Origin of the sequence: Desulfosporosinus sp. FKB, assembly GCF_002196705.1 — a bacterium.
In the GTDB taxonomy this organism is placed as follows: Bacteria; Bacillota; Desulfitobacteriia; order Desulfitobacteriales; family Desulfitobacteriaceae; genus Desulfosporosinus.
In genome coordinates this window covers 265,396-282,351 of record NZ_NADJ01000033.1, presented here as the reverse complement: position 1 = coordinate 282,351, position 16,956 = coordinate 265,396, and the positions used below count along the sequence as shown (strand labels likewise).

General features: G+C 41.6%; 20 protein-coding genes. 5 read left to right on the top strand and 15 right to left on the bottom strand.

The window, feature by feature from the left end; genetic code table 11:
* Window positions 1–50: 50 nt before the first annotated feature.
* Window positions 51–371, top strand: a complete 321-nt coding sequence (locus tag B5Y67_RS12435; protein ID WP_088226742.1) for a hypothetical protein — start codon at window positions 51–53, stop codon at window positions 369–371.
* Window positions 372–566: 195 nt separating this feature from the next.
* On the opposite strand, the gene B5Y67_RS12430 is transcribed toward B5Y67_RS12435, so the two are convergent.
* Entirely contained in the window at window positions 567–686 is a 120-nt protein-coding gene (locus B5Y67_RS12430; protein WP_088226741.1) for a DUF4023 family protein, read from the bottom strand.
* 102 nt (window positions 687–788) lie between these two features.
* On the bottom strand, window positions 789–1,079 hold the full coding sequence (locus B5Y67_RS12425) for a hypothetical protein (RefSeq protein WP_088226740.1): 291 nt from the start codon (window positions 1,077–1,079) through the stop codon (window positions 789–791).
* A gap of 465 nt (window positions 1,080–1,544) precedes the next feature.
* On the opposite strand from B5Y67_RS12425, the gene B5Y67_RS12420 reads away from it, so the two are divergent.
* A complete protein-coding gene (locus B5Y67_RS12420) occupies window positions 1,545–2,291 on the top strand; it encodes a C1 family peptidase (protein WP_088226739.1) in 747 nt (248 codons plus the stop codon).
* A gap of 94 nt (window positions 2,292–2,385) precedes the next feature.
* Here B5Y67_RS12420 and B5Y67_RS12415 read toward each other — a convergent pair whose 3' ends face one another.
* The 4 genes from B5Y67_RS12415 to B5Y67_RS12400 all read right to left on the bottom strand — a co-directional run bounded on the left by B5Y67_RS12415 (window position 2,386) and on the right by B5Y67_RS12400 (window position 5,693).
* Window positions 2,386–3,069: a PhoH family protein gene (locus tag B5Y67_RS12415; RefSeq protein WP_088226738.1), complete on the bottom strand. Its 684-nt coding sequence runs from the start codon at window positions 3,067–3,069 to the stop codon at window positions 2,386–2,388.
* A 451-nt stretch (window positions 3,070–3,520) separates the two neighbouring features.
* A complete protein-coding gene (locus B5Y67_RS12410; RefSeq protein ID WP_088226737.1) occupies window positions 3,521–4,159 on the bottom strand; it encodes a carbonic anhydrase in 639 nt (212 codons plus the stop codon).
* A 288-nt stretch (window positions 4,160–4,447) separates the two neighbouring features.
* Window positions 4,448–5,005, bottom strand: coding sequence for a flavodoxin family protein (locus B5Y67_RS12405; protein ID WP_088226736.1), 558 nt, complete (start codon window positions 5,003–5,005; stop codon window positions 4,448–4,450).
* 469 nt (window positions 5,006–5,474) lie between these two features.
* Window positions 5,475–5,693, bottom strand: a complete 219-nt coding sequence (locus B5Y67_RS12400; RefSeq protein ID WP_088226735.1) for a hypothetical protein — start codon at window positions 5,691–5,693, stop codon at window positions 5,475–5,477.
* 196 nt (window positions 5,694–5,889) lie between these two features.
* On the opposite strand from B5Y67_RS12400, the gene B5Y67_RS12395 reads away from it, so the two are divergent.
* Window positions 5,890–6,882 carry a polyprenyl synthetase family protein gene (locus B5Y67_RS12395; protein ID WP_088226734.1) on the top strand — a complete coding sequence of 331 codons (993 nt, stop codon included), beginning with the start codon at window positions 5,890–5,892 and terminating at the stop codon, window positions 6,880–6,882.
* Here the strand turns inward: B5Y67_RS12395 and B5Y67_RS12390 are convergent.
* Entirely contained in the window at window positions 6,879–7,949 is a 1,071-nt protein-coding gene (locus B5Y67_RS12390) for a tetraprenyl-beta-curcumene synthase family protein (protein WP_088226733.1), read from the bottom strand. The two genes, B5Y67_RS12395 and B5Y67_RS12390, sit on opposite strands and share 4 nt — an antisense overlap.
* A 181-nt stretch (window positions 7,950–8,130) precedes the next feature.
* Here B5Y67_RS12390 and B5Y67_RS12385 point away from each other — a divergent pair, with 181 nt between their 5' ends.
* Window positions 8,131–8,337, top strand: a complete 207-nt coding sequence (locus tag B5Y67_RS12385) for a hypothetical protein (RefSeq protein ID WP_047809385.1) — start codon at window positions 8,131–8,133, stop codon at window positions 8,335–8,337.
* Between the two features lie 61 nt (window positions 8,338–8,398).
* Window positions 8,399–8,665 (top strand): spore coat protein, encoded by a 267-nt coding sequence (locus B5Y67_RS12380; protein ID WP_088226732.1) that lies wholly within the window; start codon window positions 8,399–8,401, stop codon window positions 8,663–8,665.
* 195 nt (window positions 8,666–8,860) lie between these two features.
* On the opposite strand, the gene B5Y67_RS12375 is transcribed toward B5Y67_RS12380, so the two are convergent.
* From B5Y67_RS12375 to cobA, 8 genes are all read right to left on the bottom strand, one after another.
* Entirely contained in the window at window positions 8,861–9,067 is a 207-nt protein-coding gene (locus tag B5Y67_RS12375; RefSeq protein ID WP_088226731.1) for a twin-arginine translocase TatA/TatE family subunit, read from the bottom strand.
* A gap of 215 nt (window positions 9,068–9,282) precedes the next feature.
* The gene (locus B5Y67_RS12370; protein ID WP_088226730.1) at window positions 9,283–10,041 is read right to left on the bottom strand and encodes a peptidase; all 759 of its coding nucleotides are present in this window, start codon (window positions 10,039–10,041) and stop codon (window positions 9,283–9,285) included.
* A 104-nt stretch (window positions 10,042–10,145) separates the two neighbouring features.
* The gene (locus tag B5Y67_RS12365) at window positions 10,146–10,439 is read right to left on the bottom strand and encodes a hypothetical protein (RefSeq protein WP_088226729.1); all 294 of its coding nucleotides are present in this window, start codon (window positions 10,437–10,439) and stop codon (window positions 10,146–10,148) included.
* A gap of 92 nt (window positions 10,440–10,531) precedes the next feature.
* Window positions 10,532–11,821 carry a glutamate-1-semialdehyde 2,1-aminomutase gene (gene hemL / locus B5Y67_RS12360; RefSeq protein ID WP_088226728.1) on the bottom strand — a complete coding sequence of 430 codons (1,290 nt, stop codon included), beginning with the start codon at window positions 11,819–11,821 and terminating at the stop codon, window positions 10,532–10,534.
* A 23-nt stretch (window positions 11,822–11,844) separates the two neighbouring features.
* Window positions 11,845–12,861, bottom strand: a complete 1,017-nt coding sequence (locus B5Y67_RS12355) for an Lrp/AsnC family transcriptional regulator (protein WP_088226727.1) — start codon at window positions 12,859–12,861, stop codon at window positions 11,845–11,847.
* Window positions 12,862–12,957: 96 nt separating this feature from the next.
* The gene (gene hemB, locus B5Y67_RS12350) at window positions 12,958–13,941 is read right to left on the bottom strand and encodes a porphobilinogen synthase (protein WP_088226726.1); all 984 of its coding nucleotides are present in this window, start codon (window positions 13,939–13,941) and stop codon (window positions 12,958–12,960) included.
* A 209-nt stretch (window positions 13,942–14,150) separates the two neighbouring features.
* On the bottom strand, window positions 14,151–15,329 hold the full coding sequence (gene nirJ1, locus B5Y67_RS12345; protein ID WP_088226725.1) for a putative heme d1 biosynthesis radical SAM protein NirJ1: 1,179 nt from the start codon (window positions 15,327–15,329) through the stop codon (window positions 14,151–14,153).
* Window positions 15,322–16,839 (bottom strand): uroporphyrinogen-III C-methyltransferase, encoded by a 1,518-nt coding sequence (cobA, locus tag B5Y67_RS12340; protein ID WP_088226724.1) that lies wholly within the window; start codon window positions 16,837–16,839, stop codon window positions 15,322–15,324. Before cobA ends, nirJ1 begins: the two co-directional genes overlap by 8 nt.
* Between the last annotated feature and the right edge of the window lie 117 nt (window positions 16,840–16,956).

The window sequence follows — 16,956 nt, the reverse complement described above, 5'->3', positions numbered from 1 at the left end:
TTGGAGTCAGTTTGCTGCATTATGTACGTCAGAATATGGAGGGCCATACTATGTTGAAAGATAATCCTAATAAAATATGGGTCGTTGCCAAACCATTCCAAGCGAATAATCCTGAATATACCCAATATAACGAAGTTGCAGAGGCACTATCCGATTTTGACGATTGGACAGATGATACTGAAACTATTGCGGGGTGCGAAGTATTGTTTCGGGGAATTACTTTAATGCAATCGTTCAAAGGTAACGTCATCGGTGGACTTTGCGAGCAAATTCACCCTGATTGCTCTACCAGAAACAAATTACCCAATTCTGAAGAAATACTTAACTGCGAGGAATGCGTTACAAGGTTAATATTAGACCACGTTAAATAGGACTTAATTTATACCTAAGCTCTCAGACGAGAGCTTTTCTTTTTTCTATTGTCTTTTCTTCATAAGGAGTCTCACGATTGGATAAAAAGAAAAGACCTGAAAGGCGTCAGCACGTCCTCTCAGGCTAATTTTCCATGCATATAATATCTAATGCTGTTTGGCAAAAGATCGTAATTGTTCAGATTCTCTTAATGGTTATTTATTGGTACTGTGCTGCTTATTGGGCAGCTTTCGATCGGGATTTCCTTTTCCCTGATGTTTCTTATTTTGCTCGGCCTTCTCCTGAGCCTGAAGTATTTTATCTAAGTTCTCCATGGTTAACCCCTCCTTGAATTTTGAACCCTTTTTACTTTAACCAAACTGCAGAATTAAATGCTCGGGTACTGAAATTTAACGGAGAAGGCTAGCCAACAAAACTTAAAGATAAAATAATACTTTTACTTCATTTTTAGCTTCAAGTTCTAAGCAGACGTCTTCCTGCCTGGGATTATAATTTATATTGATGATATCATCGAGTCTTATCCAAAAAACATTTGAATCAGATCCCCATACAGAAACTTTATCATCGGCGAAATCAATGTTGGTCACTATTCCGAAATCCATGGTACATTCTACAACACATAAAACCTCTAAACACTTTAAGTTCTTACCCAAAAATTTTTGCTTAAGAAATTTTACAAATTCTATTTTAGAGGATAAGGTCAACAATCACTATTCCCCCTTATAACTATACATTTTCGTTTATGACTTTATATCCCTCTATCAAATTATCATACAACAACTCGGAGAGATAATCCAAGAGATAATTAAAACTTCATTCCCCATTGATAGATCGTCAAAAAAAATTCCCCTCTTCAAGGGGGGGAATAAGGAGGAGGAAAGAAAAATGAAAAAACCTTTATGTTAACCGCTTAAGAGCGAGGAGTTTTCGTTTGTTTTTCGTTTGTTTTGTTGTAACTATCATAAAATATAATTGTTACTCTTCCGTGATCTTTATATGAAGAATGTGTTAAGAATTAAAATATTTTATTTCAAAACGCAATGCAAAATATAACCAGATAATTTCGGTCATCGAACAGCTTATTCACATTTTAGGACAATCGCACGTACTATAATTTGAAACGGATTCCAAAGGGAATTCGTTACAGAAAATTTAGCAAGTGAGGAAAACCTATGGCAAAAAAAGTGTATAAGCTTAAACAAGATAAGGCGGACGAGAGGGATAAACTATTTTACTCCTCCCTCTATAAGCAAATGCCCCTCCCCCACGTCATAGATCTGCGGAGCGGATGTTCCCCTGTCGTTGATCAAGGTGAATTAGGCAGTTGTACTGCTAACGCAATTGCCTCTGGATTACGCGAATACCTGGAACTTCGCAGCGGAAAATTGACACCTCTAAGCCGTTTATGGCTTTATTGGGGAGAGCGCAAACTGGAAGGAACAGTGGATGAAGATTCCGGAGCTAGTATTCGGGATGGTATGAAGGTTCTGCATAAGTTCGGCTGTTCTCCGGAAAGTGATTGGCCCTATGATATTACAAAATTCAAAGAAACCCCGCCCATTGTTTCATTTATTGATGCTCTTCATTTTAGAATAAGTGAATATCACAGGGTACTGAACTTATCGGACCTCAAAACAGCTTTAGCAAAAGGGTACCCCGTTGTCATCGGAATCAAAATCTATGAAAGTTTTGAATCACAAGAGGTTGCCCAAAATGGAATTGTACCACTCCCCCAAAAAGATGAACAATACCTTGGTGGGCATGCAGTATTAGCTGTGGGATACAAAGACGATAATAATAACTCAGGGGTAGTTATCTGCCGTAATTCCTGGGGGGAAAATTGGGGAGATAATGGCTATTTCCTTCTTCCCTACGGCTATTTCGATGAAAATGTTTTAGATATGTGGACTGGTAAATGATTTTATTTTAATTAATTAGTACGAATACCAAAACAGATCCTTAGCTTTAGGCCGGGGATCTGTTTTATCATAAAGCGCTAAATTTATTCACTAGTTAGGCCATTTCAAAAGTATCTGCCCAATTAGCGAGTTCTCCTCGGAAGTTCTTTGTTAGGCTTACTATCTTACAATAGGGTTGCCCTTTAAAATGTTCCATATAGGGAACAAAACCGCTCTTTGAGCTGGGAATATCGGTTTGACCGGAATGACCAATGCAAATTACCTTACAGGAATCGTGTACTCGAGTAAATATTTTTCGCAGTTCGATGGCTGTGAAATTCTGGCATTCATCAATGATAATTGTCATATCTTTAAGGTTGGTCCCACGTAAAAACAAGGGACTTTTAGGATAACACCATATGCCATCCATAACACGTTTTACGCTGACTTTTCTGCGAATAGCCTCATTAGCTAAAACTTCTTCATTATAAATACACTGAACAGGATTTTCATTGATTTCCAAAAGAGCATCAATTAGGGGCTGATGATAGATGCTCTCCTTTTCCGATTGAGTTCCCGGTCTAAAACCCATAATAGCCTCTTGAACCGGATTAAAAATATAAGTAAGCGGTTTTTTTAAAATCTTAGCACAAGCAACAGCCAAGGTCGTTTTCCCAGTTCCTGCTTTCGCATTGACCATTACTAATTGATAATCAAAGATGGCATCCACATATTCACGCTGTTCAGGCGTTAATCTCGGGGCCAGGCCAAACAATAGATTATTTTCTGGAAGCGGCATAATTCTCACCTAATCCTTGTAGAATTATTTCTAAAATTAAAAGTGCATCTAAAAATGTATCCAAATCAGTTTTTTTCTAAGACAGAACCACAAAATCGAAGTGTTTATAGATAACTTCAACATTGTTTCGAAATATTCCTTCTCTGAAGTAGTTTGGAGTCGTTTCTTATCTTTTTAGATTCTGTCAACTTCGTTTGTTTTATTCTAATACTCACCCTAAATGAGTCGAGCGCTTTCCTTCTGATAAGGATAAGCGCTCAATTCATTTAGGGCATCACCGGTAATCAGAGTTTTGCTCTCATCTTCCCATTCCTCTGCAACCCTCTTCTTTGGGTTCCAATTAAAATAAAAAACAAAAGGCTGCAACAACCATTTTCATGGGTTTGTTACAACCTAGGATCCTTTAGCATAATTATTTTATCCATATGAACAAACCATTGTCGGAGATGGCTTAATTTGCCAATTCGAAAACTCCTTTAGAGGCATTATATATGAAAACCTCCCCAGTTTCAATAGTGTAGTACATACCAATGATATCAATTTCCCGCTTATTATATTTTTCAACTATAAAAGGATAGGTTAATAAATGTTTAATTTGTTCTACAATATTGATTTGCTCTGTTAACCATTCTCTCTTCATTATATCGTCTGGATCGCCTAATTCATCTAAAACTCTCGTTTTAACCGTTTGAGCAAGTTCAAGCCATTTTTTAGTAACAGGCAAATGGTTAAGTTCCTCATCTGAAAGATAGATCGAGCTGCATCCTCCGCAATTCGAATGACCGCAAATGATGATCTGTTCGACCTTTAAAACATTCACCGCATACTCGATACAAGCGGTAGTGGCTGACATTGGAGCCTCCTGTTCCAGGACTTGGTGATACTGAGGAACGATATTGGCGATATTCCTTACCACAAATAATTCGCCCGGTAAAGACTTGGTAATTAGTTCAGGAACAACTCGAGAATCAGAGCAGCCAATAAATAAAGTGTGAGGCTGTTGACCTCGCTTTAAGCGACAAAATAAGTTTTTATGCTCCTCATAATCTTGAGTTCGAAATTTTACTAAACCGGCAATCAATTTATTCATATTAGCACCTCCCTAATTTCAAGGCTTCAATTCTTCATCACAACTGCAGATTAGCATTCAAGTTGTTATTAGTCAATCTCAGATATTATAAAGCAAAATGGTAATGATCAGGTATTTTTATATTAGCACCATTGTTACAGCTCCCGAAAGAATGCCCTGCTTAAAACAAACCTATTTTTAAGCAGGAGGTTGTAAATTCATGATTAAAAAATCCATTAATGAGAGTACTAATAGAAAAACCAACGACAAACTTGTCGCTGGCTTCAGAAAGCATGTATAAATTTGTCATTAATTTTTAGGTTTATACGAAGTCGCCATTTCTTTGGCCGCAGCTTTGATGGTCTCAAGTTTATAGCTTTTATTTTTTTGAGTAACTCCAATTAAGTCAAATTTTTCTGCTTTCACTGCCAGAAAAAGTCTTTCCAGGGAAGTAAGGCATGAGGTGAGTCCATTTCCACTTCCCCCTGCAGCTGCTATTTCTATGATCGGCTTGCCTTCCAAGTAAGACTTCTCTCTAAAGGCTTCGCAGCGGCGAAGACGATCCGTGAACGTTTTAGCTGATTCGCTCATCTCGCCAAAATAAACGGGGGTCACGAAAACAAAAGCATCAAAACCTGCTAAAGAAGCGTGCAGTGCTTGAAATTCATCTTGAACTTGACATTCATGGTCATTTCGACAGGGACCCCATCCACTGCCACAAGCATGACAATGACCGATCTTTTGCCGATTTAGATTGACTAACTTCACATTTCCTCCTGCTGCGAGAACACCTTCTTTGGCAGCATTCCCACAGGCTGCCGTTAATCCATCTTGATTAGGACTACTCGTAAAAATTATAACATTCATCAAATCATCCTTAACCTTTCAATTACCATGTTACTATATTGTATCAAGAAAATAATATCTTTAAAAGTGTATTTTCTAACATAACTATGTACTATTTTATATGCACTATTTATGTTTCGGAAAAGGTATCTTAGTTCATCCAAGTCCTATATCAGGTATATTGGACGGCGCTTTCTTTGATTTGACCCCTGACTAAACCGTTAAATTATATAGTAAACTTTTAAAAGTAAATATTGTACACATAATAAACAAGTGCAATACTTGCTGGGATTGTAATTGCCAAAAGGTAAGCCACAATGGTAGGTTTAATAAGTTCCTCCCAAATAGTCTTCTGTCTCATTACGACGTACTCCTTATTTTTTCTCCGGTAATTCTTCTGCTGCTTCTCTTCACTCAATCCTTTGTAGAAAACAGGCTCGCTGATTAGGAGCCTGTTTTAATTTGTAATTTGTAATTTTGTGAGTGAAATTTATTCTTTATTACTATTTAACTGAGTCCCTTCCATAATTCCTCGATTATGAAATACCTCATCGACTTCGAGTGTAAGCTGGCCTCCTTTTGCATTTTTTCGACCATTTGTCCCGTATTTCGGTGTCTGATCATCATCGACAACACTGACTACACCTGCAGGCTCCCATGGTTGACGATTTAATTGAGAAGCATGCTCTTTGTCATTTTCATTGCCCACTGCTATACCTCCTCAGCGTCCCTATTTCAAGTTGAACCTAAAATGAACTGTCAATTTAAGATTTCCCCCATAATTCAAAATTAGTCACTTTTTTTATGATTTTAGATATCTCGTGGATTTATAGTATCCAAGAATGTCCTTTCAGACATAATATAAAGGCGATTTGTATTCTAAATAGAGGGCTGAGGCTGATGCAATGAGTATTCAACAACTGTATAACTCCCCAAAAGCAACGTTAGACGCTTTAAGATTTCCTGAATTACTATTTGTAGAAGATCAACTTCATGAAATACTTAAGAAAGCTGATGGTTTAATTCAAAAAGCTTGTGTTACTTTATTAAAATCAGGCGGTAAAAGAGTGCGTCCTTTCCTGACGCTTTACAGTGGAATGTGCTTTGGCCCTTTAAACTCTTTAATGATTAAAGCTTCAGTTGCCGCCGAAATGATTCACATGGCCTCTTTAATTCATGACGATGTCATTGATGAATCTGCGACAAGACGTGGTAAACCGACAATGAATTCAATCTATGGTGATCATGCGGCCATTCTCACGGGAGATTACCTCTTTGCCGAAGCGTTCAATATACTCTCTACAGAACAGTTATTAAAAACTATGCGCTATTTTATCGAGGCAATTCAAGCCATGTGTGCCGGAGAAGTGAATCAAGCCGAAGCACAATTCTCCGATACTATTGAAAAGGAGCAATATTTTAAGAGAATTGCCCAAAAAACAGGAATTCTTCTGGCTGCCTGCTGCCAATCAGGTGCCCTATTGGCAGACGGCGGGACCGAAGAAATCGAAGCCTTTCGCGAATTCGGACTAAATATTGGGTATGCGTATCAAATCACTGATGATATTCTCGATCTGAGCGGCAGCTCGGAATCATTAGGTAAACCTGTAGGAAGCGATCTGCTTAATGGCAACATAACACTGCCCCTTCTCTATCTTATGGATAACCCAGTTTATGGCGAATGGCTGCGAGAGATCTTGAGTTCTCATAAAATTAACCGTCAAGGACTCCAAAGTATTAATGAAGCCTTAATAAGTTCCCGCTCCCTGGAGCAAGCTTATCTCACGGCTACTCAGTGTATTGACAAAGCAAAAAACTGCTTAGGCAAAATTCCTGCGAGTCCTTACCGAACAGCTCTCACAAATCTTTCAGACTCCATTTTGCTGCGAACATCTTAAAGGCGCTTATGCTTTCGTAACTGACTGCACAGCCAAAAGAGCACCTTTACGCCTACACCATTACCATTGAGCAATTGCCTGGTTATTAAGCGTATTTCCCGATCCTGACTTTTGCCGTCCGATAAGTACATAGCGAGAAGGCCTTGAACGACAGCTCGTTCGAATTTTACAAACCGAAGTGAAGCTGCCTGTTCAAGAGACTTTCTGACAAAAAGTTTCAAGCGAACAGATACTCTCTCCGAACTGGAATAGTATGCTACGAAATTCAACTGGTCCGTTTCACGATCTTCACGAAGATCAATGAAATAGTCTAACAAAATATGCAAACCGCAGATCCAAGGAAAGTAAGCTTGACGTGTTTTGGCAATGTCATCTTCCCTTAAATGGACATCGTGAGAAGCTGCATACAAACGGAAAATTCCTAAGGTTGATCCTGTTGCAGCCGCAAACTCCCAGGCTGTAATTGCCGGGTAGAGTTTCGTGTAAGGCTCAATCCATTGAAGCATAACGGACTCTCGTTGGGCGGCGGCTAAATGTTTATAGGTTTGTAGCTTTGAATAAAGCCGAGCCAAATCTAAAACTGTTTCTTGAACAAGATCATAGGATGGTAAGTCTTTAAGGCTTGCTTGACATGTCCGAACTAGTTGCTCGAGATACCCTCCATCCTGCTGATAAGGATAATACTTGTAATAATCTGACAGATCGACCTTTGGCAGCAACGCTTCCTCCATCGCCAGATGTAATTGAGCAAAGGCCATTTCATTCTCTACGTCTAAGCTATCCACTAAATTATCCAGATAGTCGCTTATAGTCTGATAAGCGACTATAAATCGCACTGTCTCTCTTAGGTTCGCACCGGGATATAAAGCATAGATGCTGCCTCCTTGGCAGTGAAACGCTTTGAGACGAATACTTTCCTGGGCCTGCCTGCTAAGACGGGAATCAGGGATTAATTCAGCCCGCTGCTGCCAGATCATAAGTTCTTCTTTAACCATGGGAAAAACCTTAGTCACAAAATTATAGATTAATGTTGCCCGATTGACAGACCTCTTTTTAACTATGCTCATTCCTTGTTCTCCTTGTTTTGTTTAAGGCGTTGGACTTCAGATATAGTCTTGCCAAATATCTGCATTCCTCAACCTTTTTCAACACCTACCCCTTGGTACTTAACTCCGTCCAATATTTAGAAAACATATTCTTAAACGGAAGGGGAATACTAAAATCATTATGACAGAGGGGAGGTTTACCATGAACACAACAAAACCTGAACTGACAGCCAAAAACCTGGCCATCTTAAATGATCAACTTGGTGCTGAAGCATTACTTGTCCACAAGTTCGCTCAAGCATCCCAAACTGTTCAAGACCCGGCAGTCAGCTCGCAACTATCTTCAATTTCTGAGCTGCATCGGAAACACTATGATACCTTGCTCAATTATCTTAATTCTCATCAATAAATGAAAACAACATCTAACAAATTGACGAGAGCAGAAACCTTACCAGAAAGGGGTGATTTAATTGGCCACACAGACCACATTGTCAGAACAAGAAATCATCACTGACCTGCTGACAAGTGAAAAACATGTTACATCAACTGTAAATACCTTCATCACCGAATCTACCTGTGCCAATTTAAGACAAAACCTGAAGACGATTCTCGATGAAGAGCATAATATTCATGAAAATCTTTACAACATCATGAATTCAAAAGGCTGGTATCCAACGACTGATGCTGAAGCCCAAGAGGTTCAAAAAGCAAAGGATAAATTTAAACCACTTCAATAAGACGCTTTGAGAACCATGTTTACTCCGAGTCTCGGCAAGAGCGGTAGCCGTTGGCTATACTTATGTATGCAACTATAACCGAAAGGGTAACTTAAAGTTATACTTTAAGTTACCCTTTCTAAAAGTACAAAAAAGACGGGGTGCAGTTAACCCCGTCTTTTTATAGCCCCGATGTTCAGCTTTAACTGAACGAGTTCACTCGGCTTTATCCAGATTAACTGCTTTATTTTCCGGAGGATTTGGCCCGGTCTCGTCACCTTGACTCGCTGTCTTAAATTCTTTGATCCCCTTACCTAAAGCTTTCCCCACATCCGGCAATTTTCCCGGACCAAAAATAACTAAGGCAATAACCAGAAAGATACCTGCCTCCAAAGGGGACACAAAACCAAACGTTGTCAACATCTGATCCACCTCCATAAAATTTTGACTATAATACAGTAGAAAACTATAACGTCTTGAAATTAGAATATAGTACAAGTTAATCCTATCGTATTGCGAAACAACAAGCAATATGTTTTTTGTGGAAAGTTAGAAAAAGACTGCATGAAAGCAAGTCTTTTTCTTCAGCTCCTTCGATATGATATCTCTTCGAGATATAACTTGCTTTTTAAGATGATTTACTTTTCGTTAAAGATTTCTTCGTAAGCGAGATATAAGTTCCAAATGACCTCCCATAATTCACCCTGAGCCACAGTAACATTCAAACCAAGCTCCTTGGCTTCTTGATGCCCTATAGGATATCCATGGGAAAAATAGCCCTCAGTTAATGCCCGAGCCACCCTTTCAATACGTTCCGGAGAATCCTTGAACATGTAGTTTGACATCAATATTTCCGCATATTGACGTGAAGCCTTAATTGTTTTTTCATAATCACCAATAAGCCAAGGGTCAAGCTTATTGAGCATTGGAGTTGCCAAAAACGAAACAACTTCAGGGTCACCGCTGGTAGTTATTGATCGCTGCAAGTAATCAAAACAATGCCAAACGGCTTGAACTGGTACAAGAATATCCTTATACACAGGATGTTTAACGAGAGGATCAATAGGTCCCAATTCAGAAAGAGGCCCCATGATGACCTCATCAGCTCCGAGGACCAACATCGATGCGGCGGACTTAGCCGCAAAAGGGACAATAATAGAAAACTCCTGGCAAAACTCGCGAATTAACATAACCACTTTATAAGGAGTATCTACAGTTCCGCCATAACTATGCAAGATCAAATCAATTTTTGGAGTCGGTCCAATCTTCTTCAGTTGTTTATACAGAGGTACTAAAATGGAATCATCCAGCGGAGAATATGAAAAATAGACTAAGACTTTGGAATTTCTCAATCCTTCTAAACGTTCGAGCAAATTAACACGTTCTTCTTCGTTCACACCAAGTCCCCTCCCAGCCATCCTCACGTACCATATTATTCCATTAATTGTTTGATCGTGAATGTCCCGAGATCAGGAATAGCAAAGAACGTCAAAAATGACAATTAGGAGGGTTTCTTGGGCAAGGTTACATTGACCTTTGATTTTTCATGACAGCTCTGGCAAAATTCTTCCCCGCCAAGACCTTTTTTTTCATGACAAGGATAACATTGTTTCCAAGGCTGCTGATTATTATTGACCGCATAGCCATGGCCATGTGGCCCGTTAATCCAAACATCTTTAGGAATTGAAGCGTGTGGATTAGAAGGATCATGATTTTGCGAAATAATGATAACGGCAACTAAAGCTCCAAACAAAGCCACGGTAATGAAAGTTCTTAATAAACGTTTTCTGTCCATAGATTTAAAGCACCCCTGTCGAATCACACTTGCCGGTATTTATCATAGTGTCGTTGCTCTGGCAGCCAGTTGGCACCGACACTTTGGCCTTTCTAGAAGGTTTTTATGACTAAACGGGCTTGCTCAAGAGTATTATCGATATCGGCATCAGTGTGTGCCGTCGATAAGAAAACTGCCTCAAACTGGCTCGGCGCAAAGTAAATACCCTTTTCAAGCATGCCACTGAAGTACTTGGCAAACCGTTCGACGTCTGATGTACAGGCGCTTGCATAATCTTTAACAGGACCCTCGGTAAAAAAGACGGAAAACATGGCCCCGAGAGCATTGACCCATACGGGGAGCCCAACCTCTTGAGCAATACGTTTTAAACCTTCCGCCAGGCGAGTTGTCTTGCGATTAAGCTCCTCATAAACACCGGGTTGTTGTAATAATTTGAGAGTAGTCAATCCGGCATTCATGGCCAAGGGATTTCCTGATAAGGTCCCTGCTTGATAAATAGGACCACTGGGCGCTATTTGCTCCATATAACGTTTTTTCCCGCCGTAAGCCCCTACAGGCAGGCCTCCGCCGATCACCTTGCCCAAACAGGTCAAATCCGGATCAATTCCGAAATATGCTTGGGCGCCGCCATAGCTGATGCGAAAACCCGTCATCACTTCGTCAAAGATCAGCAATGAACCGTACTCTTCCGTCAAACGGCGGACACCCTGCAGGAAACCTTCTTCCGGCAAGACCACACCCATATTGCCTGTAACCGGTTCGAGAATTACCGCGGCAATCTCTTCCCCTTCACGTTGGAAAATTTCCCGAAGTCCTTCCAGATCATTATACTTTGCCGAAATAGTTGTCGCTGCAGTTTGCGGAGGGACACCGGGGGATGTCGGCACACCAAAGGTCAGAGCACCACTTCCGGCCTTAATTAAAAGCTGATCGGCATGCCCATGATAACAGCCTTCAAATTTGACAATCTTTGTTCTGCCTGTAACGCCTCTGGCCAGACGCAAGGCGCTCATCGTAGCTTCCGTCCCGGAGTTGACCATGCGAATCATTTCCATTGAGGGATATGCTTTAAGCACTTCCTCAGCCAGGTCAGTTTCGACTTCCGTCGGCGCACCGTAGCTTGTTCCTCGTTCTGCCACTCGTTTAATCGCTGCCACGACCTCAGGATGAGCATGACCGACAATGAGCGGCCCCCAGGAACCCACATAATCCAGATAGCGATTGCCGTCAATATCCCAGATATAAGCACCCTCAGCCCGATCAATAAATACAGGATCTCTGCCTACCGATTTAAAGGCTCTTACCGGAGAATTAACACCGCCAGGAATAACTCTTTTGGCTTTAGCAAAGGCTTGGCTGCTTTTTTTATCAACAAACGGCAAGTGAATGACCCCCTTTAACGAATCTAAAACGACTCTTCTTCAAGAAAATACTGCATGCTGCTCTTTTTCAATTCAGCTGTACTAAAAATCATGGAAAACTCTGTAATACCTGTAGCCTGAGAAATTCTCTTCATGATTTCTTCGCAATCTTCATTGGTTCTCCCATGGATCATTGTGAATATGTTATACGGCCAATCAGGCAAGGTTGGTCTTTCATAACAATGACTCACCTCTTTAAATTGAGCCATTATTTTGCCGACCTCCTCTGCGCGAGCAGGCTCAACCTGCCAAACGCCCATTGAATTGGCGACAAAACCAGCTTTTTGGTGCCGCAATACTGCACCAAAGCGACGCAAAACATTAGCTTCCAATAGGTTCCTGGCACGGGAAATCAACTTCTCAGCCGGCCAGTTGAGCCTTTCGGCCAATACACTAAACGGGGTTGGTGAGTCCGGTAAATCGCCTTGAATTATTTGAATTACAGCTATATCATCATTCGTTAAATCATAAGGTTGACTGCTTGCACTATGGGTTATAGCCTTTTCTCCGTTTTCCGGAGAAATTAACGGTTCTTCCTGAGTATCTTCTTCGTCGCTAAAATCAAAGTTTACATTAATTTTGAATAAGTGCGTTGCCGGAAGGTTATAGACCTCAGAAATACCTAAATCCGTGCGAATTTTGTGAATGATATGCTCTGCAGCTTCTTCTGAACGGGCTATCAATGTAAACCAGACATTATAGTCATGATTGCGTACATAATTATGAGTTATACCTGGGATTTTATTAATCAATTTGGCTAGAGCCGGAATTTTCTCTTCCGGAACTTTTGCTGCACACAAGGTACTAAAATAACCTAACTTCCGCGAATCAAAAACTCCGCCCAGGCGACGGATAATTCCTTCATGGCGGAGTTCTTGAATCCGCGAGAAGGCATCTTCTTCTGTCGTACCTACAATTTGGCCAAGAATTTTGTAGGGATGAATGTCGATAGGAAATTGTTTCTGGATCTCGTTAAGTAAAGCACGATCGGCAGAATCCATACTAAACCCCCTTCCTTCCTTGATACAAGCACCACGGCTCCTCAGCCATGTAGCCCCCTTCATTATTGCAAGCATTTGTTGTATGCCAGGATACTATCACAAACGCCCCTCCTCGTTTAACCAACGTGCAACATCAAGGGCATGATACGTAATCAATAAATCGGCTCCCGCACGTTTCATACTGACCAATGCTTCCATCACGATACGTTTTTCATCAATCCACCCGTTGGCAGCTGCAGCTTTTACCATGGAATACTCCCCGCTGACGTTATAAGCTGCGATAGGCAGTCCAAATCTTTCTTTGGTGCGATAAATGATATCGCCATAGGCCAATGCGGGCTTAACAATAATTAGATCTGCACCTTCTTCAACATCTAACGAAGTCTCCAGCATGGCTTCATTTCCGTTAGGCGGATCCATTTGATAGGTACGGCGATCCCCAAATTGAGGCGCTGAACCTGCCGCTTCGCGGAAGGGCCCATAGAACCCTGATGCAAATTTTGCCGAATAAGCCATGATAGGTATATGGGCATAACCTTCCTTATCCAGCAAATCACGAATAGCGGCAACTCTTCCATCCATCATGTCGGAAGGGGCTACCATATCCGCCCCGGCCCGGGCATGAGAAAGCGCAGTTTGAGCTAAAAGGTCTAACGTCGGATCGTTCAAAATCTGTCCTTGTTCAATCAGGCCGCAATGTCCATGGTCGGTATATTCACAAAGACATACATCCGTAATAACATACAGATCAGGATAATATTTTTTGGCGATGCGCACAGCTTCCTGGACAATACCATGCTCCGCATAGGCCCCTGAACCAACACTGTCTTTGCTCTCGGGAATTCCATACAACAAAATCGCAGGTATCCCTAATTTTACCACTTCATCCAAAGCTTTTACAAATTCGTCCAGAGAAAAGTTATATACCCCCGGCATTGCAGAAATTTCCACTCTCTTCTTCTCACCCGGCATGACAAACATTGGATAAATTAAATCATCAATACGAAGATGATTTTCCCTGACCATCTTCCGAATTGTCTCACTTGCCCGTAAGCGCCGCGGGCGTCTTTTCAGATCCATGCCACTTACCTCCTAAAAATACTTTATCCTAACACAAGGCATTTTTGCTGCTCCAAAACTTTATCGACCTCAAAGGGAAATTGCCTCGCCCACAAGAGTAAACTCATCGCATGAAGAGGCAGTCTTTCTATCCTCCAGTGAACGCGTTCAGCTACAGCTGAACATCGGGGCCACTCCCACTTGTAGAAGTGGGAGTCTCACGAGCCATTTCATTCTCTTGCCCCAATTTCCTCGTCTGTCAAATAGCAAGCAGGGTCAGATTCCCAGAAGTCTCCTGTCACAGCCTCCGCACGAGTCCGGAAGTTACCGTTACACATAGCCAAGTACTTGCAGGCAGCACAGCGACCTTTCAGCAAGGGCTTCCTATCTTTAAGCCCGGCCAGAATCGGCTGCGAAACATCTGTCCAAATATCGCCGAATTTACGTTCTCGAACATTGCCGAAGGTAATGTGTTGAGTAAATTGGTCAGGATGCACATACCCCATAGGGTCAACTTCGCCGAAGGCAATTCCTGAGCGGTTCCCTCCGTTAAGACCAATCAGACCCTTAATCCTTTCAGCCTTCTCCGGGTCGTCTTTAAGCGCTTGAACGTACATATAAACCCCATCGCAGTGATTGTCAACGGTTAAAATTTCCTTTTTTAATCCTCGTTCTTCAAAATCCCGCGTACGACGAATGATCGTCTCCATTGCCCGGCGAGATTCTTCCGGAGTGACATCATCACTGATCATTTTGCTGCCGCGGCCTGAATAAACCAAATGGTAAAAGCAGACTCTGTCAATATTTTCGGCTTCGATAAAATCAAAAATTTTATCTAATTCCTGCAGATTATGATGATTAATTGTAAAACGAAGCCCTACTCGCTGGCCAACGGCAACACAGTTTTGAATGCCCTCCATAGCTGCCTTAAACGCGCCTTCTTTACCCCGAAATTTATCGTTCACATCTTGAAGGCCATCTAAGGAGATCCCCACATAGGACACGCCAATTTCTTTCAGCCGTTTGGCAACCTCAGGAGTAATTAGGGTACCATTGGTTGATAAGGTTGCCCGTAATCCTTTGGAAATCGCATACTCTGCCAACTCGAAAAAATCGGGGCGAATTAAGGGTTCTCCGCCTGAAAAAAGAATAACAGGCGATTTAAAGTCCGCCAAGTCATCGATAAAATGCTTGCCTTCTTCAGTCGTTAATTCTCCTGTATATTTTTGAGCATCAGATTCCATATAGCAGTGAGCACATTTCAAATTGCACGTACGTGTCGTGTTCCAAACAACGACAGGACCGGAGTCCGTCGTTGTGCCATGTTTTGCTCCCTGGGAATTCTGACTGTAGCGCAGGGAATCTCCGAAATACTCAGTATCAAATAGAAGCTTAGTAATACTAATCATATTTTTTTCCCTCCAGTAAGGCTTCAACAAGTCCTTGAATGGTATATTCTAAAGCTTCTCGGTGGATTGTCAGGCCCATTTCCCGGGCGGTAGCACTCGTTATCGGTCCAATTGAATAAAGCAAAACATTCTGCAATAGCTCTGTTTTTCCGTCCAGTAATTTAATAAAGTTCTTCACCGTTGATGAACTTGTAAACGTCACCCTATCAATTTCCTTATTTTGCAGCATCCTTTGCAGATCTGCCCGATTTGCACTGCCGAGAATTGTTTTATAGGCAGGAACATCCCAAACTTCAACGCCCATGGCTTTAAGGGAATCAGGAAGAATATTTCTGGCTTCTTCAGCCCTGGCCAGTAGTACCTTATCCCCTGCCTTAACGCGGTGCCTCAAACCTTCGACAACCCTTTCGGCCCGATACTCTTCAGGTACAAAAGCCACTCGCAGTCCTCGTTTCTCCAGGGCTGCTTTTGTGGCCGGACCGATAGCGACAAGCTCTATGCCCGCTAAATCGCGGACGTCTCCTTGTTGTTCCAGTAGTTCGGCAAAAAACGTTTCAACTCCGTTGACACTTGTGAAAATGAGCCATTGAAAACTCTTCAAGTCTTTCAGAGCTTTCAATAACAAAGACCCATCTGTTGGCGGAGCAATCTCAATCGTCGGAAATTCCCATGCCTCCCCGCCAAGCGCCTCAATGACTTGAGATAATTCACTTGCCTGGTGACGTGCACGGGTGACAATAATTCTCTGGCCAAATAGAGGCTTCTTTTCAAACCATTGAAGTTTTTCCCGCAAAGAAACGACCTCGCCAACAATGATAATCGAAGGATTGGTAAATCCTTCTTCTTTGACCTTTTCGGCAATGTTACTTAACGATCCCACCAGGGTGCGCTGTTCCGGCCTTGTTCCCCATTGAATAATACCGACAGGGGTAGTCGGTTCTTTTCCATTTTCCATAAGTTTTTGGGCAATCAAAGGGAGATTCTCCATACCCATGAGAAATACAAGCGTCCCGTGGGATTGGGCAATATGATTCCACTGAATTGCGGTTTCATTTTTGGTCGGATCTTCGTGACCTGTTATGACAGCAAAGGATGAGGTTAAGTCACGATGAGTAACGGGAATTCCTGCATAAGCCGGAACTGAAATAGCCGATGTAATCCCCGGAACCACTTCAAAGGGAATTCCTGCTTCCAACAAAGCTTCGGCCTCTTCTCCGCCTCTCCCAAATACAAAAGGATCCCCGCCTTTAAGACGTGTAACAATTTTTCCTTCAAGTCCTTTAGTTACGAGAAGCTGGTTAATCTCATCCTGCTTAAGGGTATGACGATCCGGCGATTTTCCAACATAGATAAGTTCACACTCCGGACGTGCCAGATTCAAAAGCCTCCGGGAGGCCAAACGGTCATAAACTAAAACATCCGCATTGGCAATACATTCAGAACCTTTAAGGGTAATTAGTTTTGGATCTCCCGGACCGGCACCAACTAAATATACATATCCTTTATTCAAAACAGAACACTCCTATCTATGCTGAAAATGCCATTAAGAAAAGGGGGACGGTTCTAATTATCTAGAACCGTCCCATGTTCCTTGAGTTTAAAACCATGGGATTATCATTAATTATAT

What these genes read in the sequence shown, in the direction of transcription:
- nirJ1 (WP_088226725.1), bottom strand. Translation starts at nt 15,329, where the DNA reads ATGATTAGTATTACTAAGCTTCTATTTGATACTGAGTATTTCGGAGAT.
- B5Y67_RS12405 (WP_088226736.1), bottom strand. Translation starts at nt 5,005, where the DNA reads ATGAATGTTATAATTTTTACGAGTAGTCCTAATCAAGATGGATTAACG.
- B5Y67_RS12390 (WP_088226733.1), bottom strand. Translation starts at nt 7,949, where the DNA reads ATGAGCATAGTTAAAAAGAGGTCTGTCAATCGGGCAACATTAATCTAT.
- B5Y67_RS12415 (WP_088226738.1), bottom strand. Translation starts at nt 3,069, where the DNA reads ATGCCGCTTCCAGAAAATAATCTATTGTTTGGCCTGGCCCCGAGATTA.
- hemB (WP_088226726.1), bottom strand. Translation starts at nt 13,941, where the DNA reads ATGGATCTGAAAAGACGCCCGCGGCGCTTACGGGCAAGTGAGACAATT.
- B5Y67_RS12385 (WP_047809385.1), top strand. Translation starts at nt 8,131, where the DNA reads ATGAACACAACAAAACCTGAACTGACAGCCAAAAACCTGGCCATCTTA.
- B5Y67_RS12355 (WP_088226727.1), bottom strand. Translation starts at nt 12,861, where the DNA reads ATGGATTCTGCCGATCGTGCTTTACTTAACGAGATCCAGAAACAATTT.
- B5Y67_RS12430 (WP_088226741.1), bottom strand. Translation starts at nt 686, where the DNA reads ATGGAGAACTTAGATAAAATACTTCAGGCTCAGGAGAAGGCCGAGCAA.
- B5Y67_RS12420 (WP_088226739.1), top strand. Translation starts at nt 1,545, where the DNA reads ATGGCAAAAAAAGTGTATAAGCTTAAACAAGATAAGGCGGACGAGAGG.
- B5Y67_RS12435 (WP_088226742.1), top strand. Translation starts at nt 51, where the DNA reads ATGTTGAAAGATAATCCTAATAAAATATGGGTCGTTGCCAAACCATTC.
- B5Y67_RS12410 (WP_088226737.1), bottom strand. Translation starts at nt 4,159, where the DNA reads ATGAATAAATTGATTGCCGGTTTAGTAAAATTTCGAACTCAAGATTAT.
- B5Y67_RS12365 (WP_088226729.1), bottom strand. Translation starts at nt 10,439, where the DNA reads ATGGACAGAAAACGTTTATTAAGAACTTTCATTACCGTGGCTTTGTTT.
- B5Y67_RS12375 (WP_088226731.1), bottom strand. Translation starts at nt 9,067, where the DNA reads ATGTTGACAACGTTTGGTTTTGTGTCCCCTTTGGAGGCAGGTATCTTT.
- B5Y67_RS12395 (WP_088226734.1), top strand. Translation starts at nt 5,890, where the DNA reads ATGAGTATTCAACAACTGTATAACTCCCCAAAAGCAACGTTAGACGCT.